The sequence below is a fragment of the Mesorhizobium sp. M0772 genome, from assembly GCF_040320135.1.
In the GTDB taxonomy this organism is placed as follows: Bacteria; Pseudomonadota; Alphaproteobacteria; order Rhizobiales; family Rhizobiaceae; genus Mesorhizobium.
The window spans coordinates 15,038-31,620 of record NZ_JAMYPB010000015.1; the positions used below are offsets into that span (position 1 = coordinate 15,038).

General features: G+C 63.8%; 13 protein-coding genes. All 13 read left to right on the forward strand.

The genetic code is table 11. From position 1 onward, the window contains the following. The 13 genes from mraY (at position 1) to recN (ending at position 16,569) form a co-directional block, all read left to right on the forward strand. Positions 1–1,083, forward strand: coding sequence for a phospho-N-acetylmuramoyl-pentapeptide-transferase (mraY, locus tag NKI06_RS12820; protein WP_023668273.1), 1,083 nt, complete (start codon positions 1–3; stop codon positions 1,081–1,083). Between the two features lie 8 nt (positions 1,084–1,091). Then, the gene (murD, locus tag NKI06_RS12825) at positions 1,092–2,492 is read left to right on the forward strand and encodes a UDP-N-acetylmuramoyl-L-alanine--D-glutamate ligase (protein ID WP_023712435.1); all 1,401 of its coding nucleotides are present in this window, start codon (positions 1,092–1,094) and stop codon (positions 2,490–2,492) included. Next, the gene (gene ftsW / locus NKI06_RS12830) at positions 2,492–3,643 is read left to right on the forward strand and encodes a putative lipid II flippase FtsW (RefSeq protein ID WP_352985588.1); all 1,152 of its coding nucleotides are present in this window, start codon (positions 2,492–2,494) and stop codon (positions 3,641–3,643) included. Before murD ends, ftsW begins: the two co-directional genes overlap by 1 nt. Position 3,644: 1 nt before the next feature. Then, positions 3,645–4,769 (forward strand): undecaprenyldiphospho-muramoylpentapeptide beta-N-acetylglucosaminyltransferase, encoded by a 1,125-nt coding sequence (gene murG / locus NKI06_RS12835; protein WP_023668276.1) that lies wholly within the window; start codon positions 3,645–3,647, stop codon positions 4,767–4,769. Continuing rightward, complete coding sequence (murC, locus tag NKI06_RS12840) at positions 4,769–6,175, forward strand: UDP-N-acetylmuramate--L-alanine ligase (protein WP_352985590.1); 1,407 nt, start codon at positions 4,769–4,771, stop codon at positions 6,173–6,175. The genes murG and murC overlap by 1 nt, the downstream gene beginning before the upstream one ends. Further along, positions 6,172–7,137, forward strand: coding sequence for a UDP-N-acetylmuramate dehydrogenase (gene murB, locus NKI06_RS12845; protein WP_031244260.1), 966 nt, complete (start codon positions 6,172–6,174; stop codon positions 7,135–7,137). Before murC ends, murB begins: the two co-directional genes overlap by 4 nt. 303 nt (positions 7,138–7,440) lie before the next feature. Next, positions 7,441–8,367 carry a D-alanine--D-alanine ligase gene (locus NKI06_RS12850; protein ID WP_023668279.1) on the forward strand — a complete coding sequence of 309 codons (927 nt, stop codon included), beginning with the start codon at positions 7,441–7,443 and terminating at the stop codon, positions 8,365–8,367. Next, the gene (locus NKI06_RS12855) at positions 8,355–9,296 is read left to right on the forward strand and encodes a cell division protein FtsQ/DivIB (protein ID WP_352985592.1); all 942 of its coding nucleotides are present in this window, start codon (positions 8,355–8,357) and stop codon (positions 9,294–9,296) included. The genes NKI06_RS12850 and NKI06_RS12855 overlap by 13 nt, the downstream gene beginning before the upstream one ends. After that, on the forward strand, positions 9,293–10,600 hold the full coding sequence (gene ftsA, locus NKI06_RS12860) for a cell division protein FtsA (protein WP_023688034.1): 1,308 nt from the start codon (positions 9,293–9,295) through the stop codon (positions 10,598–10,600). The genes NKI06_RS12855 and ftsA overlap by 4 nt, the downstream gene beginning before the upstream one ends. A 66-nt stretch (positions 10,601–10,666) precedes the next feature. Beyond that, entirely contained in the window at positions 10,667–12,325 is a 1,659-nt protein-coding gene (ftsZ, locus tag NKI06_RS12865; RefSeq protein WP_023705548.1) for a cell division protein FtsZ, read from the forward strand. Positions 12,326–12,596: 271 nt separating this feature from the next. Continuing rightward, positions 12,597–13,544 carry a UDP-3-O-acyl-N-acetylglucosamine deacetylase gene (gene lpxC / locus NKI06_RS12870; RefSeq protein ID WP_023668283.1) on the forward strand — a complete coding sequence of 316 codons (948 nt, stop codon included), beginning with the start codon at positions 12,597–12,599 and terminating at the stop codon, positions 13,542–13,544. 262 nt (positions 13,545–13,806) lie between these two features. Beyond that, the gene (locus NKI06_RS12875; protein WP_023668284.1) at positions 13,807–14,676 is read left to right on the forward strand and encodes an outer membrane protein assembly factor BamD; all 870 of its coding nucleotides are present in this window, start codon (positions 13,807–13,809) and stop codon (positions 14,674–14,676) included. 219 nt (positions 14,677–14,895) lie between these two features. After that, the gene (gene recN / locus NKI06_RS12880; protein WP_352985594.1) at positions 14,896–16,569 is read left to right on the forward strand and encodes a DNA repair protein RecN; all 1,674 of its coding nucleotides are present in this window, start codon (positions 14,896–14,898) and stop codon (positions 16,567–16,569) included. Positions 16,570–16,583: the final 14 nt, after the last annotated feature.

Consider the following 16,583-nt stretch of genomic DNA (forward strand, 5'->3'; position numbering starts at 1 on the left):
ATGTTTACATTGCTCGTCGATTTTGCGGACAAGGTCTCGGTCTTCAATGTCTTCCGCTACATAACTTTCCGCACCGGCGGTGCGCTGATCACGTCGGCGCTGATCGTCTTCATCTTCGGGCCGACCATCATCAATTCGCTTAGGCTGCGGCAAGGCAAGGGCCAGCCGATCCGCGCCGATGGCCCGCAGACGCATTTCAAGAAGGCCGGCACGCCGACGATGGGCGGGCTGATGATCCTGTGCGGCATCGTCGGCTCGTCGCTTCTATGGGCGAACCTCTCCTCGATCTATGTCTGGGTGGTGCTCTTGGTGACGCTGGGCTTCGGTTCGATCGGCTTTTACGACGACTATCTCAAGGTAACCAAGCAGTCGCATCTCGGCTTTTCCGGCAAGGCGCGGCTGGCGTTGGAATTCGTCATCGCCGGCATCGCCGCCTGGGCGATCATGCATAATGGCCAGGCGCCGTTCTCGTCGTCGCTGACCTTCCCCTTCGCCAAGGAATTCATCATCAATCTCGGCTGGTTCTTCGTGCCGTTCTCTTGCTTCGTCATTGTCGGCGCCGGCAATGCGGTGAATTTGACCGATGGCCTCGACGGGCTGGCGATCGTGCCGATCATGATTGCGGCGGCATCCTTTGGCGTCATCGCCTACCTCTCCGGCAATGCGGTGTTCGCCGAATATCTGCAGATCCATTTCGTGCCCGGCACCGGCGAGCTGGCTGTCGTGCTCGGCGCCGTCATCGGCGCCGGCCTCGGCTTCCTCTGGTTCAACGCGCCACCGGCGGCGATCTTCATGGGCGACACCGGTTCGCTGGCCATGGGCGGCCTGATCGGCACGGTCGCGGTCGCCACCAAGCACGAGATCGTGCTGGTCATCGTCGGCGGATTGTTTGTCGTGGAAATCCTGTCGGTCATCATCCAGGTCGGCTACTTCAAGATGACCGGCAAGCGCGTGTTCCTGATGGCGCCGATCCATCATCATTTCGAAAAGCTCGGCTGGACCGAAAGCCAGGTGGTGATCCGCTTCTGGATCATCGCCGTCATCCTGGCGCTGGTCGGCCTGTCGACCCTCAAGCTGAGATAGGAACCCGCTTGATTCCCGCCGCATCCTTTTCGGGCAAACGCGTTTCGCTCTTCGGGCTCGGTGGCTCGGGGATCGCCACGGCGCGCGCGCTGATCGAGGGCGGCGCCGACGTGTTGGCGTGGGACGACAATCCCGATAGCGTCGCCAAGGCCGCTGACCAAGGCATTGCGACCGCCGATCTGCGCGGCGCCGACTGGTCGAAATTCTCGGCCTTCGTGCTCTCGCCCGGCGTGCCGCTGACGCATCCCAAGCCGCACTGGACGGTGGAGTTGGCGCGTGGTTCCGGCGTCGAGGTGATCGGCGATATCGAATTGTTCTGCCGCGAGCGGATTGCGCGCGCGCCTGATGCGCCGTTCATCGCTATCACCGGCACCAACGGCAAGTCGACGACCACGGCGCTGACCGCGCATATCCTCAAATCGGCAGGGCGCGACACGCAGATGGGCGGCAATATCGGCCGGGCCATCATGACGCTCGATCCACCGCAGGCTGACCGGGACTATGTCGTCGAGTGTTCGTCCTACCAGATCGATCTCGCGCCCTCGATCAACCCGACGGCCGGCATCCTGCTCAACCTGACGCCCGACCATCTCGACCGCCACGGCACCATGCAGCATTACGCTTCGATCAAGGAGCGGCTGGTTGCCGGCAGCGAGACGGCGATCGTCGGCGTTGACGATTCCTGGTGCGCGCAGATCGCTGACCGGCTGGAGAGGGCGGGCCGGGAGGTGATCCGCATCTCCAAGCGGCTGCCGCTGACCGACGGTTATTTCGCAGACGGTTCCGATCTGATGGAAGCCGTCCATGGCCGCTACAGCCGCGTCGCCTTCCTCGAAGGCATCGGTTCGTTGCGCGGCCAGCACAATGCGCAGAATGCGCTTGCCGCTGTTGCCGCCTGCCTCAGGGTCGGCTTGAGCCTGGGCGAGATCCAGGCGGGACTGGAGAGCTTTCCAGGCCTCGCGCATCGCATGGAGCAGGTCGGACGCAAGGACCACGTGCTGTTTGTCAACGATTCCAAGGCGACCAATGCCGATGCGGCGGCACCCGCGCTGTCGAGTTTTTCGCGCATTTACTGGATCGCCGGCGGACTGCCCAAGGAAGGCGGGATCGAGCCGCTGCGCGGTTTCTTCCCGCGCATCGCCAAGGCCTATCTGATCGGCGAGGCGGCGCCCGCATTCTCGGCGACGCTCGGCGAAGCCGTGCCCTATGAAATCTCGGGCACCCTGGCCGCCGCGGTCGACCATGCCGCGAAAGACTCGGCCAAGGATGACAACGGCGAGGTGGTGGTGCTGCTGTCGCCGGCCTGCGCCAGTTTCGACCAGTTCAAGAATTTCGAAGTTCGCGGCGAAGCCTTCAGGCAAGCTGCGAATGCTATCGAGGGTGTCAAACCCATCGGAGGGGCACGATAATGCAAAGCCGTCTCGACAAAAGCCCGGTTGCAACCTGGTGGTGGACGATCGATCGCTGGTTCCTGGCGGCGTTCCTGTCGCTGATGGGGCTTGGCATCGTCTTGTCCTTTGCGGCAAGCCCGGCGGTGGCCGAACGCATCGGCCTCGATAGTTTCCACTTTGCCACCAGGCAGATCATCTTCACCGTGCCGGCGCTCGGCGTGATGCTGGCGGTCTCCTTCCTGGAATCGCGGCAGATCCGGCGCATGGCGCTGATCATCCTGGGCATCATCCTGGTGCTGATGGTGGCCGTGCTCTACATCGGCGTCGAGGTGAAGGGCGCGCGGCGCTGGGTGTCGTTTGTCGGCATGTCGATCCAGCCGTCGGAATTTCTGAAACCCGCCTTCGTCATCGTCTGCGCCTGGCTGTTCGCCGAACACAAGCGCCAGCCCGACATCCCCGGCAATTTGTTTGCCATGCTGCTGCTGATCCTGGTCATCTCGCTTCTGGTAGCGCAGCCCGATCTCGGCCAGACCATGCTGGTGACCGGCACCTGGGGCGTCATGTTCTTCATGGCCGGCCTGCCATGGCTATGGATCATCGCGCTTGGCGCCACCGGCGCCGGCGGCCTGTTTGCCGCCTATACGGTGTTCCCGCACGTCGCCGCCCGCATCGACAAATTCCTGACCGGCGAAGGCGACACGTTCCAGGTCGACATGGGCCGCGAGGCGCTGATCAACGGCCACTGGTTCGGCGTCGGCCCGGGCGAGGGCACGGTCAAGCGCGTCATCCCCGACGCGCATGCCGACTTCGTCTTTTCGGTCGCCGGCGAAGAGTTCGGGCTGATCATGTGCTTCTTCATCATGTCGATCTTCGCCTTCATCGTGCTGCGCGGCCTCAGCACGGCGCTGAAGGAACATGATGATTTCACCCGCTACGCCGTCGGCGGTCTCGTCACCGTGTTCGGCCTGCAGTCGGTCATCAACATGTGCGTCAACCTGCAGCTGATGCCGGCCAAGGGCATGACGCTGCCTTTCATCTCCTATGGCGGCTCCTCGCAGATCGCCATTGCCATCTCGATGGGCATGGTGCTGGCGCTGACCCGCAAGCGACCGGAAAAGCGCAAGCAGATGGGCTTTGCCCTGTCGCAGCGCGCCCTGCCGGCGGAGTGATATGGCGCGGGGTGTGATCCTTCTCGCGGCTGGCGGAACCGGTGGACATCTGTTTCCGGCCGAGGCGCTGGCGCATGAGCTGATCGAGCGCGGCTGGGGCGTGCATCTGGCGACGGACGACCGCGCAGAGCGCTTTGCCGGCCATTTCCCGGCCGCCGCCATCCATCCGATCCAGTCGGCGACGATGGGCTCGAAAAACCCTGTCGCGCTGCTTGGCGCGTTCTGGAAGATCTGGCGCGGCGTGCGCCAGGCCTCCGCCGTCATCGCCAGGATCAAGCCTGATGCGGTCGTCGGCTTTGGCGGTTATCCGACCTTGCCACCGCTCTATGCCGCGACGCGGCGCAAGCTGCCGACGCTGATCCATGAGCAGAACGCAGTGATGGGCCGCGCCAACCGGGCGCTGTCCGGGCGCGTCGATGCCATCGCCGGCGGCTTCCTGCCGCAAGATGAAAGTGCCACAGGCGCCAAGACGGTGACGACAGGCAATCCGGTCAGGCCGCCAATCCTGGAGGCGGCCAAGACGCCCTACACCGCATCCAAAGGGGCGGATCCGTTCAGGCTCCTGGTGTTCGGCGGCAGCCAGGGCGCGCAGTTCTTTTCCGACGCCATGCCGACGGCGATCGCACTTCTGCCGGAGGCGCAGCGCAAGCGGCTGGTGATCACCCAGCAGGCCCGCGCCGACGACGTGGCGCGGGTGAAGGCTGGCTATGCGGCACTCGGCGTCCATGTCGAGGTCTCGCCCTTCTTCACCGATATGGCACAGCGCATGGGCGCGGCGCATCTGGTGATCTCGCGCTCCGGCGCCTCGACGGTTTCGGAGATCGCCGTCATCGGCCGGCCGGCGCTGCTGGTGCCTTATCCCTATGCGCTGGATCACGATCAGGCGGCGAACGCAGCCGCCCTTGCCGCGGCGGGCGGCGGCGAGGTGCATCCGCAATCGTCACTGTCGCCGGAGCGCATCGCGGCTCTCATTGGCGGGCTGATGGACACTCCCGAGCGGCTGACGGCCATGGCTGCCGGAGCGAAGTCGGCTGGCCGGCCGAACGCGGCACGGTTGCTCGCTGATCTCACAGAGGCTATTGCGTCCAGAAAAACCGTTTCGGATTTCAGGAAAGGGACGCATTGATGAAGATGCCGCAGACCATCGGCCTTGTGCATTTCATCGGCATTGGCGGCATCGGCATGAGCGGCATCGCCGAGGTTCTGCACAATCTCGGCTACAAGGTGCAGGGTTCGGACCAGGCCGACAGCGCCAATGTCCAGCGGCTGCGCGACAAGGGCATCGAATGCTTTGTCGGCCACAAGGCCGAGAATATCGGCGCGGCCGAAGTGGTGGTCGTCTCCACCGCGATCAAGAAATCCAATCCCGAGCTGAAGGCCGCGCGGGAGAAGTTGCTCCCAATTGTCCGCCGGGCCGAGATGCTGGCCGAACTGATGCGCTTCCGCCAGGCGGTCGCGATCGGTGGCACGCATGGCAAGACCACAACCACGTCGATGGTGGCGACGCTGCTCGATGCCGGCGGGCTCGACCCGACGGTGATCAATGGCGGCATCATCAATGCCTATGGCACCAATGCCCGTATGGGCGATGGCGAGTGGATGGTGGTCGAAGCCGACGAAAGCGACGGCACCTTCCTCAAGCTGCCGGCCGAGATCGCCGTCGTCACCAACATCGATCCCGAGCATCTGGACCATTATGGCAGTTTCGACAAGGTGCGCGAGGCCTTCCGGCAATTCGTCGAGAACGTGCCGTTCTACGGTTTTGGCGTGATGTGCACCGACCATCCGGAAGTACAGGCGCTGGTCAGCCGCATCGAGGACCGCCGCGTCATCACCTATGGCGAGAACGCGCAGGCCGATGTGCGTTTCACCAACCACCGCATGGCCGGTGCCGTCTCAGCATTCGACGTGGTGATCCGCGACCGCAAGACCGGCGGCCAGACGACGATATCGGATCTGCGGCTGCCGATGCCCGGCCGCCACAACGTCTCCAACGCCACCGCCGCAATTGCGGTCGCGCATGAACTCGGCCTGTCGGCCGAAGCGATCAAGAAAGGGCTGTCGTCCTTTGCCGGCGTCAAGCGGCGCTTCACCCACACCGGCTCGTGGAACGGCGTCGACATCTTCGACGATTACGGCCACCACCCGGTCGAGATCACGGCGGTGTTGAAAGCGGCGCGCAGCGCCACCAAGGGCCGCGTCATCGCCATTGCGCAGCCGCACCGCTTCACCCGGCTGCACGATCTGTTCGACGAATTTTCGGTCTGTTTCAACGATGCCGACACGGTGATGGTGGCGCCGGTCTATGCGGCGGGCGAGGAGCCGATCGACGGCGTGACCTCGGAGGCGCTGGTGTCGCGCATCCGCTCCGGGGGCCATCGCGATGCGCGCTACGTCGAAACCCCTGCCGCGATTTCGCCCGTCATCCGCGCGTTGGCCAAACCGGGCGACTTCGTCATCTTCCTGGGCGCCGGCAACATCACCCAATGGGCCTGTGCGCTGCCTGGGGAACTCGGCGGTACCGTCTCATGATGCGCGGCCAGGACCTGCTCGACAAACTTGGCGACCGGCTTGCCGGCCTGCGCGGCCGCATCACGCCCAATGCCGAGATGGACAAGATCACCTGGTTCCGCGCCGGCGGTCTGGCGGACGCCCTGTTCCAGCCGGCCGACGAGGAGGATCTGGCTGCCTTCCTGCGCGCCGTGCCGGAGGACATCCCGCTCACCATCGTCGGTGTCGGCTCCAACCTCCTGGTGCGCGACGGCGGCATTCCAGGTTTCGTCATCCGGCTTTCGGCCAAGGGCTTTGGCGAGGCCGAGGTGGTTTCGCCGACCGTCATCAAGGCCGGTGCTGCGACGCCCGACAAGCGCGTCGCGGCCGTCGCTTATGAGGCCGGTATTGGCGGCTTTCATTTCTATCACGGCATTCCCGGCGCCATCGGCGGGGCGCTGAGGATGAATGCCGGCGCCAATGGCGTCGAGACGCGGGAACGTGTCGTCGAGGTTCGGGCGCTCGACCGCAAGGGCAATCTCCACACCCTCAGCAATGAAGACATGGGCTATGCCTATCGTCACTCGGCCGCACCTGCCGGGCTGATCTTCACCTCCGCCGTTTTCGAAGGTGTTCTGGAAGACCCGGAGGCGATCAAGGCGGCCATGGACGCCGTCCAGACGCATCGCGAGACGGTGCAGCCGATCCGCGAGAAGACCGGCGGCTCGACCTTCAAGAATCCGGAAGGCACCTCGGCCTGGAAGGAAATCGACAAGGCCGGCTGCCGCGGGCTGATGATCGGCGGCGCGCAGATGTCGCCGATGCACTGCAACTTCATGATCAACACCGGAACAGCGACCGGATACGACCTCGAATATCTCGGCGAGACGGTGCGCGCCCGCGTGCTTGAAAATTCAGGCATCCGCCTGCAGTGGGAAATCAAGCGGCTCGGCAATTTCCGCCCCGGCCATGCCGTGCAGGAATTCCTCGGACAGCTTCTTTAGCGCAAGCTGAAGTTCATGTGATGCTTGAACTTCAAACGGTCTGAAACAACAGCGCCACCGTTGCTCCAAAGACTCACAACACGCTTTTTCCGGTCGTTTTCGCGGAAAGTGAATCTGTCGGAATCATAAGCACTTGCCAGCGAATCAACTCTCTGATTCTCTGCCTTAAAGCGTTTCCTGATTTGAGTCGTTCGACGCGTCGACCGCGTTTTCCGTCTGGGGGGGCAACCTGCCGGGAGACTCGGACTCAATCTGGTCGCTGAATGCGTGGTTGCGGGCCCGCCGTGAGAGGGATGACGGGATATGAAGAACAAGCATGTGGCTGTCCTCCTGGGCGGATTCTCGTCCGAGCGGCCCGTGTCTCTGTCTTCGGGAAAGGCGTGTGCGGATGCGCTTGAGAATGAAGGCTACCAGGTTACCCGCGTCGATGTTGCGCGCGATGTCGGCGCCGTGCTCACCGAACTCAAGCCTGATGTCGTCTTCAACGCACTGCACGGCCCGTTCGGTGAAGACGGCACCATCCAGGGCATCCTCGAATATCTGGCCATTCCCTACACCCATTCGGGCGTGCTCGCCTCGGCGCTCGCCATGAACAAGGAGCAAGCCAAGAAGGTCGCCAAGGCTGCCGGCATCGCGGTGGCGGAATCGAAGGTTGCCAGCCGCTTTGCCATCCAGAACAAGCATCCGATGAAGCCGCCCTACGTGGTCAAGCCGGTCAATGAAGGCTCAAGCTTCGGCGTCGTCATCGTGCATGAAGGGCAGTCGCATCCGCCGCAGGTCATCGGCTCGTCCGAATGGAAATATGGCGAGACCGTCATGGTCGAGCGCTACATCCATGGGCGCGAGCTGACCTGCGCCGTCATGGGCGACGTGGCGCTCGGCGTCTGCGAGATCATTCCGACCGGCCATTCCTTCTACGACTATGATTCAAAATACGTCGCCGGCGGATCAAAACACGAAATCCCTGCTAAAATTTCATCAAATATTTACCAAAAAATACAGACACTGGCACTCAAGGCACATCTGGCTATCGGCTGCCGGGGCGTTTCCCGATCGGACTTCCGCTATGACGACCGTCACTCCGAAAACGGCGAGATTGTCTGGCTCGAGATCAACACTCAGCCGGGCATGACGCCGACGTCTTTGGTGCCTGAAATCGCCGCCCAGGCCGGGCACTCGTTTGGCGAATTGTTGAGTTGGATGGTGGAGGACGCTTCGTGTCTGCGTTGAAATGGGGACAGGACAAGGGCAGGGGCGGCGCCGGGCCGGCGCTGTTCGGCATGCCGTTGTCGTTCGACCATTTCGTGCTGCCGCGCGTGCTGCGCCGGCCGGTGCGCGTGCTGGCGCGCCTGGGCGGCGGCGACTTCGTCGCGCCGCGCTTTTCCGCGGCCATCCTGTCGGCTTCGCTCATTGCTTCAAGCAGCCTCTATGGCGCCATTCTCGGCGGTCATGCCGACGACATCGTCCAGAGCATCACCGCCCGGACCGGCTTTGCCGTCGACCAGATCAAGGTGGTCGGCAACCGCCAGACTTCGGAGATCGACATACTGGACCGGCTCGAGCTCGACGGCTGGACGTCACTGATCGGCTTCGATGCTGAGGCCGCGCGTGAACGTATTGATACCTTGCCCTGGGTCGAAGTGGCGGCGGTGCGCAAGGTCTATCCACATACGCTGGAAGTGCGTGTCGAGGAGCGCGAGCCCTTCGCGCTCTGGCAGCAGGGCGCGGGGCTTTCGGTCATCGAACGCTCCGGCGCGGTGATCGCGCCGTTCTCCGGCGGCAAGCAGGCGCTGCTGCCGCTGATCATCGGCACCGGCGCACCGGCCAAGGCGCCCGACTTCGTGGCCAAGATCAAGAAATTTCCCGAGCTCGCGGCTCGGGTCAAAGGCTATATCCGCATCGGCGAACGGCGTTGGGACCTGAAGCTGGAAAACGGCATCACGATCAAGCTGCCCGAGGATGGCGAGGATCAGGCGATTGCCGACCTGGTTCGGATGGACCACGATAACGGCCTTCTGACGCGCGATATCGCCGCCGTCGACATGCGCATCTCCGATCGCCTGGTGGTGCAGCTGACGCCGGAAGCGGCGACGCAGCGCCAGGCCGCGCTCAATGAAAAGCCGCAAAATCTGAAGCGCAAGTCGGGGACGAAGATATGAGCTGGCTTGGCGGCAACAGCGATGCCTCTTCGCGGCGTTCCGGCACGCTCACCGTGCTGGATGTCGGCTCAAGCAAGGTTTGCTGCGTGGTGGCGAAACTGAAGCCGCGCGAGGACGGCAAGCTGTTGCGCGGCCGCTCGCACCGCATCCAGGTGATCGGCATCGGCCACCAGAAATCGCAAGGCGTGAAGTCGGGCGTGGTCGTCGATCTCGACCGCGCGGAGCACGCCATTCGCCTGTCCGTCGACGCAGCCGAACGCATGGCGGGACTGACCGTGGATTCGCTGATCGTCAACATGACGGCGGGCCGGCTGAAGAGCGAAACCTATTCGGCCACGATCAATCTCGGTGGCCATCAGGCCGACGAAGCCGACATCAAGCGCGTGCTTGCCGCCGGCGCCAAGCAGGCGCTCAAGGCCGAACGCGACGTGATCCATTCGCTGCCCGTCGGCTTTTCGCTGGACGCCGAGCGCGGCGTGCGCGATCCGCGCGGCATGGTCGGCGACCAGCTCGGCGTCGATATGCATGTGCTGACGGGCGATGCCGCGCCGCTGCGCAATCTGGAGCTCTGCATCAACCGCTCGCATCTTTCGGTCGAGCGCATGGTGGCGACGCCCTATGCCAGCGGGCTTGCGGCCCTGGTCGACGACGAACTGGAAATGGGTGCGGCCTGCATCGACATGGGCGGCGGCACGACGACCATCTCGGTGTTTTCGGAAGGCAAATTCGTCCACGCCGATGCCATTGCCATCGGCGGCAATCATGTGACGCTCGATATGGCCAAGGGCCTGTCGACCTCGCTCGACGCCGCGGAGCGGCTGAAGGTGATGCATGGTTCGGCGCTGCCTGGCAGTGCCGACGATCGCGACCTGGTCTCGATCCAGCCGATCGGCGAAGACGGCGAGATGCCGCTGCAGATCCCGCGCTCGGTGATGACGCGCGTCATCCGCGCCCGCATCGACGAGACGCTGGAACTGTTGCGCGACCGGCTGAACAAGTCGGGCTACGGCAATGCCGTGGGAAAACGCGTCGTGCTGACCGGCGGCGCCAGCCAGCTTGCGGGTCTCCCCGAGGCGGCGCGCCGCATTCTGGGACGCAATGTGCGCATCGGACGCCCGCTCGGCGTGGCGGGCCTGCCGGAAGCTGCCAAGGGGCCGGCTTTCTCGACGGCGGTCGGGCTGCTGATCTATCCGCAGATGGCGAGCTTCGAGAGCCATCCGGCTAAAGGAATTTCCGGTCTCAGGATGACCGGGACGGGCGGAAAACTGCATCGCATGAGTCAGTGGTTGAGAGACAGTTTCTAATTGACGGGGACAGCCCCATAGGCGGCCGCGGCGGCGAAGCGGCGGGAAAGGCAAAGGACGGAGACAATGACGATCAATCTGCAAAAGCCGGACATCACCGAGCTCAAGCCGCGGATCACCGTATTCGGTGTCGGCGGCGGCGGCGGCAATGCCGTCAACAACATGATCACCGCGGGCTTGCGCGGTGTCGAGTTCGTCGTGGCCAACACCGATGCACAGGCGCTGACCATGTCGAAGGCCGAGCGGCTGATCCAGCTCGGCGCGCATGTCACCGAGGGGCTCGGCGCCGGCTCGCAGCCTGAAGTGGGCCGTGCGGCGGCGGAAGAGTGCATCGATGAGATCATCGATCATCTCTCCAACACCCATATGTGCTTCGTCACCGCCGGTATGGGTGGCGGCACCGGAACCGGTGCGGCTCCCGTCGTTGCCCGCGCGGCGCGCGAACGGGGTATCCTCACCGTCGGCGTCGTCACCAAGCCGTTCCATTTCGAAGGCCAGCGCCGCATGAAGACGGCGGATCTCGGCATCGAGGAGCTGCAGAAATGTGTCGATACCCTGATCGTCATCCCCAACCAGAACCTGTTCCGGCTGGCCAATGACAAGACCACCTTTGCCGACGCCTTCGCCATGGCCGACCAAGTGCTCTACTCCGGTGTTGCCTGCATCACCGACCTGATGGTCAAGGAAGGCCTGATCAATCTCGACTTCGCCGACGTGCGTTCGGTGATGCGCGAAATGGGCAAGGCGATGATGGGCACCGGCGAAGCTTCGGGCGAGGGCCGCGCGATGGCCGCCGCCGAGGCGGCGATCGCCAATCCGTTGCTCGACGAGACCTCGATGAGGGGCGCCAAGGGCCTGCTGATCTCGATCACCGGCGGCCGCGACCTAACCCTGTTCGAAGTCGACGAGGCCGCGACCCGCATCCGCGAGGAAGTCGATCAGGACGCCAACATCATCCTCGGCGCCACCTTCGACGAGGAACTCGAAGGCGTCATCCGCGTCTCCGTGGTCGCCACCGGCATCGACAAATCGGCAGCTGAAATTGCCGCGGCGCCGATCTCGATCCGGGCGGTGCCGCCGCAGCAGAAGCCGGTCAGCCGCCCAGCGGCTCCGGGGGCGGAAGGCCGTCCGGCACCCGTCCAGCAGCAGACCTATGAGCAGCGCGCGGCCGATCCGGTGGCCGAGGCGATCCAGCTTGCCGAGGCCAATGCGGCGGCAATGGCTCGTCCGGCGCCGATGGCCCAGGCGGAAGATTTCCGCCCGCAGAGCAAGATCTTCCAGGCCCCGCCTGCCCAGCCGCAGCCTGTCGTGCAGCAGGTGATGCAACCGGCGCCGATGCGGGAAATGCCGCAGCCGGTGGCTGCCGCACCGCAGCGCATGCCGCGGGTGGAGGATTTTCCGCCGGTGGTGCGGGCCGAGGTGGAAGCCAAGGGCCGTCCGGCCGACCATGAAAACAGCGGGCCGATGGGGCTGCTCAAGCGGCTGACCAACGGGCTGACGCGCCGCGAAGAAGAGCCGGCCCGGTTGCAGCCGGCACAGCCGCGCGAACCGAAACTGCGCCAGGCGGCGCCGGAAATGCGCCGCCTTGCCAGCCAGGATCCGCAGCTTTACGCGCCGCGCCGCGGCCAGCTCGACGATCAGGGCCGGTTGACGCCGCAGACCAGATCGACCCAGGAAGACGACCAGCTGGAGATACCGGCTTTCCTGCGCCGCCAGGCCAACTGAGCCGTTAACGGTATGTAACACTTGTCAACAGGCAGACGAGGAATTGTCTGCCTGTTAACGTTTAAAGTGGTTTAATAACAAGGCGTTACGATCTGACGCTCAAGGTCTGTCGCGGTTACACAGAGTAAGAAACCGTGATTTGGAGTCTCCCTGACAGACCATTATCTTTGCCGCAGCACTTTCGGTGTGCTGGGATTCGGGGAAGTGGCCCTGCCTGCCGATAAAAAAGAGCCGCGCCTTTTGGGTTAAAGCGGACTTAGGCGTTTGGGCTATGGGGTTTGTCTTGCAAGACTATCAGACGACACTGAAATCGCGTGCAACGCTGACCGGTACCGGCGTTCACAGCGGCAAACCGGTCACCGTCAATTTCCTCCCTGCGGACGCCGACACCGGCGTGCTCTTCCACCTTTCGAACGGAAGCGAGAGCCGCGAGTTCCGCGCGCTGGTTGCTGAAGTCGGCGCGACCGATCTCTGCACCATGCTCGGCGATCCGGCAGGCGAGCATATCGCCACCGTCGAACATCTGATGGCGACGCTTTTCGGGCTCGGCATCGACAACATCGTCATCGAGATCGACGGTCATGAGGTTCCGATCCTCGATGGCAGTGCGGTGGCGTTCGTGGAAGCCATCGACCAAGCCGGCATCGAGACGCTGGCGGTCAAGCGCCGCTACATCAGGGTGGTCAAGCCCGTCCGCATCGAGAATGGCGCGTCCTGGGCCGAGTTCAGGCCCTATAGCGGCACGCGCTTCGAGGTCGAGATCGATTTCGAAAGCCCGGCGATCGGCCGCCAGCTATTCGCCTCCGACATCAACCCCGACATCTTTCGCCAGGATATCGCGCGCGCCCGCACCTTCGGCTTCATGAAGGATGTCGAGCGGCTGTGGGCGGCCGGCTATGCGCTGGGCTCCTCGCTGGAGAACTCGCTGGTGATCGGCGACGACAACCGGGTGATCAACATGGGCGGCCTGCGCTACCCCAATGAGTTCGCTCGCCACAAGACGATGGACGCGATGGGCGACCTGGCGCTGGCCGGCGCCCGTTTCATCGGTTGCTTCCGCTCCTATCGCGGCGGTCACCGGATGAATGCGGCTGCTTTGCGGCGGCTTCTGTCCGACCGTTCGGCCTTCGAGGTCGTCGAGACCACGCGCCGCGAGCGCGGCCGCACCGCCGAGATGAGCGCCGTCACCGGCCCTGTCTTTGCACCTTGGGTGATCTGATTCTTAACGTATTTCTGGCTTTCTGAGCGCTGGCCGGTGTTGCACGGATGCATCACCGGCGGTGAAAGTGCATAGCTTTCCGGGCAACACCAAGCCGCCACAAAAATGTGCGATTGGCTAGACATAGCGTTGCTGGGCAAGGCAGTTATGGTTTATGGCTGCTGCCGTCTGTTAGGCGCATGTCGCTCAAAAGTGGGGATCAGTTTTGAGGGAACGCCATGCGAAAGGCATTGAACTAACGCCGAAAGGGCGCAATCCAATCATGTTCTTCAAGCGAGTTGGTCAATCGAAAGCGCCGTATCGGGCTGTTTTCCTGGCGCTTTCGGTGGTTGTGCCATCGCTGTTCCTCTCGGCCTGCATGTCGTCCGAGAAAGACGTCGACCTGTCGACCTATGTCGACCAGACCGAACCGGCCGACGTCCTTTACAATCAAGGCCTTGCCAATCTCAATGCCGGCCGCCTGGATGAGGCGAGCAAGAAGTTCGACGCCGTCGACCGCCAGCACCCCTATTCGGAATTCGCCCGCAAGTCGATGGTGATGGGCGCCTTCGCCGACTACCGCGCCGGCCGTTATGACGAAGCGATCGGCTCGGCAAAGCGCTATCTGACGCTTTATCCGTCGACCGACGACGCGGCTTACGCCCAGTATATTATCGGGCTGAGCTACTACAAGCAGATCAAGGACGTCACCCAGGATCAGAAGGAAGCACGCCAGACCGTGCAGACGATGCAGGATCTGGTGACGCGCTGGCCGACGTCGGAATATGTCGACGACGCCAAGGAAAAGATCCGTTTCGCCAACGACCAGCTGGCCGGCAAAGAGATGCAGATCGGCCGCTATTATCTCGAGCGGCGCGAATACATTGCTGCCGTCAAGCGCTTCCGCAACGTGGTCGAGAACTATTCCAACACCCGCCATGTCGAAGAGGCGCTGGCGCGTCTGGCCGAAAGCTACTACGCGATGGGCTTGACCTCGGAAGCGCAAACCGCCGCTGCGGTGCTCGGCACCAATTATCCCGACAGCCAATGGTACAAGGATACCTACAAGCTGTTGCAGAGCAACGGGCTTGAGCCGCGCGAGAATGCCGGATCGTGGATATCCAAGGCCGGCAAGCTGATCACCGGCGCCTGACGCCCGAGCATCGACTGAGGCGGAACGCGCTTTTCGGATTGATCCGACGCTCAAACAAAAAGATAGTGCGGCGCTGCGACTCCATCGGTCGCATGCCGCTTCACAGCGGTTCAGTGGTTTGATTGAGGCGCTGAACCGTCCTAACTTTTTGTTCTACGCAATTCCGGACGGAAAACCGCTACGCACTTTTGCTGGGAATTGCTTGAGGTCCGGGTTCTGATGCTTTCCAGACTGTCGATCCGCGATATCGTCCTGATCGAGAAGCTGGATATCGACTTCCAGCCCGGCCTTTCCGTGCTGACCGGTGAAACCGGCGCCGGCAAATCCATCCTTCTCGACGCGCTGTCGCTGGCGCTTGGCGCCCGCGGCGACGCCTCGCTGGTGCGGCACGGTGCTGCCCAGGGCCAGGTCATTGCCGTCTTCGATGTGCCGCGCAACCACCCGGTGCGCGCGCTGCTGGCCGAAAACGCCATCGAGGATGACGGCGACATCATCCTGCGCCGGCTGCAGACCGCGGATGGCCGCACCCGTGTCTTCGTCAACGACCAGCCGTCCAGCGTCACCCTGATGCGCGACATCGGCCACGCGCTGGTCGAGATCCACGGCCAGCATGACGAGCGCGCGTTGGTCGATCCGGGCGCGCATCGCGAATTGCTGGGCAGTTTTGGCGGCCATCTGGGCGCTGCTGGCGCGACCGGCGAGGCGTGGCGCTACTGGCGTGGCGCCGAGCAGGAGTTGGTCAGGCACCGCGCCAAGGTCGAGGCGGCGGCGCGCGAGGCCGATTATCTCAGGGCCTCGGTGGCGGAACTGGCAAAGCTCGATCCGCAGCCCGGCGAAGAGACGCAGCTGGCGGAATTGCGTGCAACGATGATGCGGGCGGAAAAGATCGCCTCGGAAATACACGACGCACAGGATGTGCTGTCAGGCCCGTCCTCGCCGCTGCCGCAACTGGCCAGCCTGTTGAGGCGCCTGCAGCGCAAGGCCAGCGAAGCGCCGGGACTGCTCGAGGATGTGGTGAAGTCGCTGGACGAGGCGATGCTGTCGCTGGATGCGGCGCAATCGGGCGTCGAGGCGGCACTGCGCGCCACCGAATACGATCCGCAGCGGCTGGAGAAGGCGGAGGAGCGGCTGTTTTCGCTGCGTGCGGCCTCACGTAAGCACAGTGTGGCCGTTGACGATCTGGCGCAACTGCGCGACACCATGTCCGCCGATCTCGCCGATCTTGATGCCGGCGAGGGGCGCCTGCATGTCCTGGAAAAGCAGGCCTCAGCGGCGCGCGAAGCCTACGATATTTCCGCAGCCCAGCTCTCCGCCCTTCGCCATGCGGCCGCGGTCGGCCTGACCAAGGCTGTGATGGCCGAATTGCCGGCGCTGAAGCTGGAACGGGCTGAGTTCATCGTCGAACTGGCCAGCGATGGCGAGAACCGCATGGAAGAAGGCATCGACCAGGTCGAGTTCTGGGTGCGCACCAATCCCGGCACCAGGCCTGGGCCGATGATGAAGGTCGCCTCCGGCGGCGAGCTGTCGCGCTTCCTGCTGGCGCTCAAGGTGGCGCTGGCCGACCGTGGCTCGGCGCCGACATTGGTCTTCGACGAGATCGACACCGGCGTCGGCGGCGCCGTGGCCGATGCGATCGGCCAAAGGCTGGCCAGGCTGTCGAAGCGCGTGCAGGTGCTGTCGGTCACGCATGCTCCGCAAGTGGCGGCACGCGCGGCAACGCATTTCCTGATCTCCAAATCCGGCGGCTCGGACAAGGTCGCCACCGGCATCGCCGAAATGGACCGGGCGGCGCGCCAGGAAGAGATCGCGCGCATGCTGGCCGGCGCCACCATCACCGAAGAGGCGCGCGCAGCCGCCGAACGGCTGCTACGCGAGAATATTGCTGCAGCGTAGTCGTCGCAAGGCTT

What these genes read in the sequence shown, in the direction of transcription:
- mraY (WP_023668273.1), top strand. Translation starts at nt 1, where the DNA reads ATGTTTACATTGCTCGTCGATTTTGCGGACAAGGTCTCGGTCTTCAAT.
- ftsW (WP_352985588.1), top strand. Translation starts at nt 2,492, where the DNA reads ATGCAAAGCCGTCTCGACAAAAGCCCGGTTGCAACCTGGTGGTGGACG.
- murG (WP_023668276.1), top strand. Translation starts at nt 3,645, where the DNA reads ATGGCGCGGGGTGTGATCCTTCTCGCGGCTGGCGGAACCGGTGGACAT.
- murC (WP_352985590.1), top strand. Translation starts at nt 4,769, where the DNA reads ATGAAGATGCCGCAGACCATCGGCCTTGTGCATTTCATCGGCATTGGC.
- murB (WP_031244260.1), top strand. Translation starts at nt 6,172, where the DNA reads ATGATGCGCGGCCAGGACCTGCTCGACAAACTTGGCGACCGGCTTGCC.
- NKI06_RS12850 (WP_023668279.1), top strand. Translation starts at nt 7,441, where the DNA reads ATGAAGAACAAGCATGTGGCTGTCCTCCTGGGCGGATTCTCGTCCGAG.
- ftsA (WP_023688034.1), top strand. Translation starts at nt 9,293, where the DNA reads ATGAGCTGGCTTGGCGGCAACAGCGATGCCTCTTCGCGGCGTTCCGGC.
- ftsZ (WP_023705548.1), top strand. Translation starts at nt 10,667, where the DNA reads ATGACGATCAATCTGCAAAAGCCGGACATCACCGAGCTCAAGCCGCGG.
- lpxC (WP_023668283.1), top strand. Translation starts at nt 12,597, where the DNA reads ATGGGGTTTGTCTTGCAAGACTATCAGACGACACTGAAATCGCGTGCA.
- NKI06_RS12875 (WP_023668284.1), top strand. Translation starts at nt 13,807, where the DNA reads ATGTTCTTCAAGCGAGTTGGTCAATCGAAAGCGCCGTATCGGGCTGTT.
- recN (WP_352985594.1), top strand. Translation starts at nt 14,896, where the DNA reads ATGCTTTCCAGACTGTCGATCCGCGATATCGTCCTGATCGAGAAGCTG.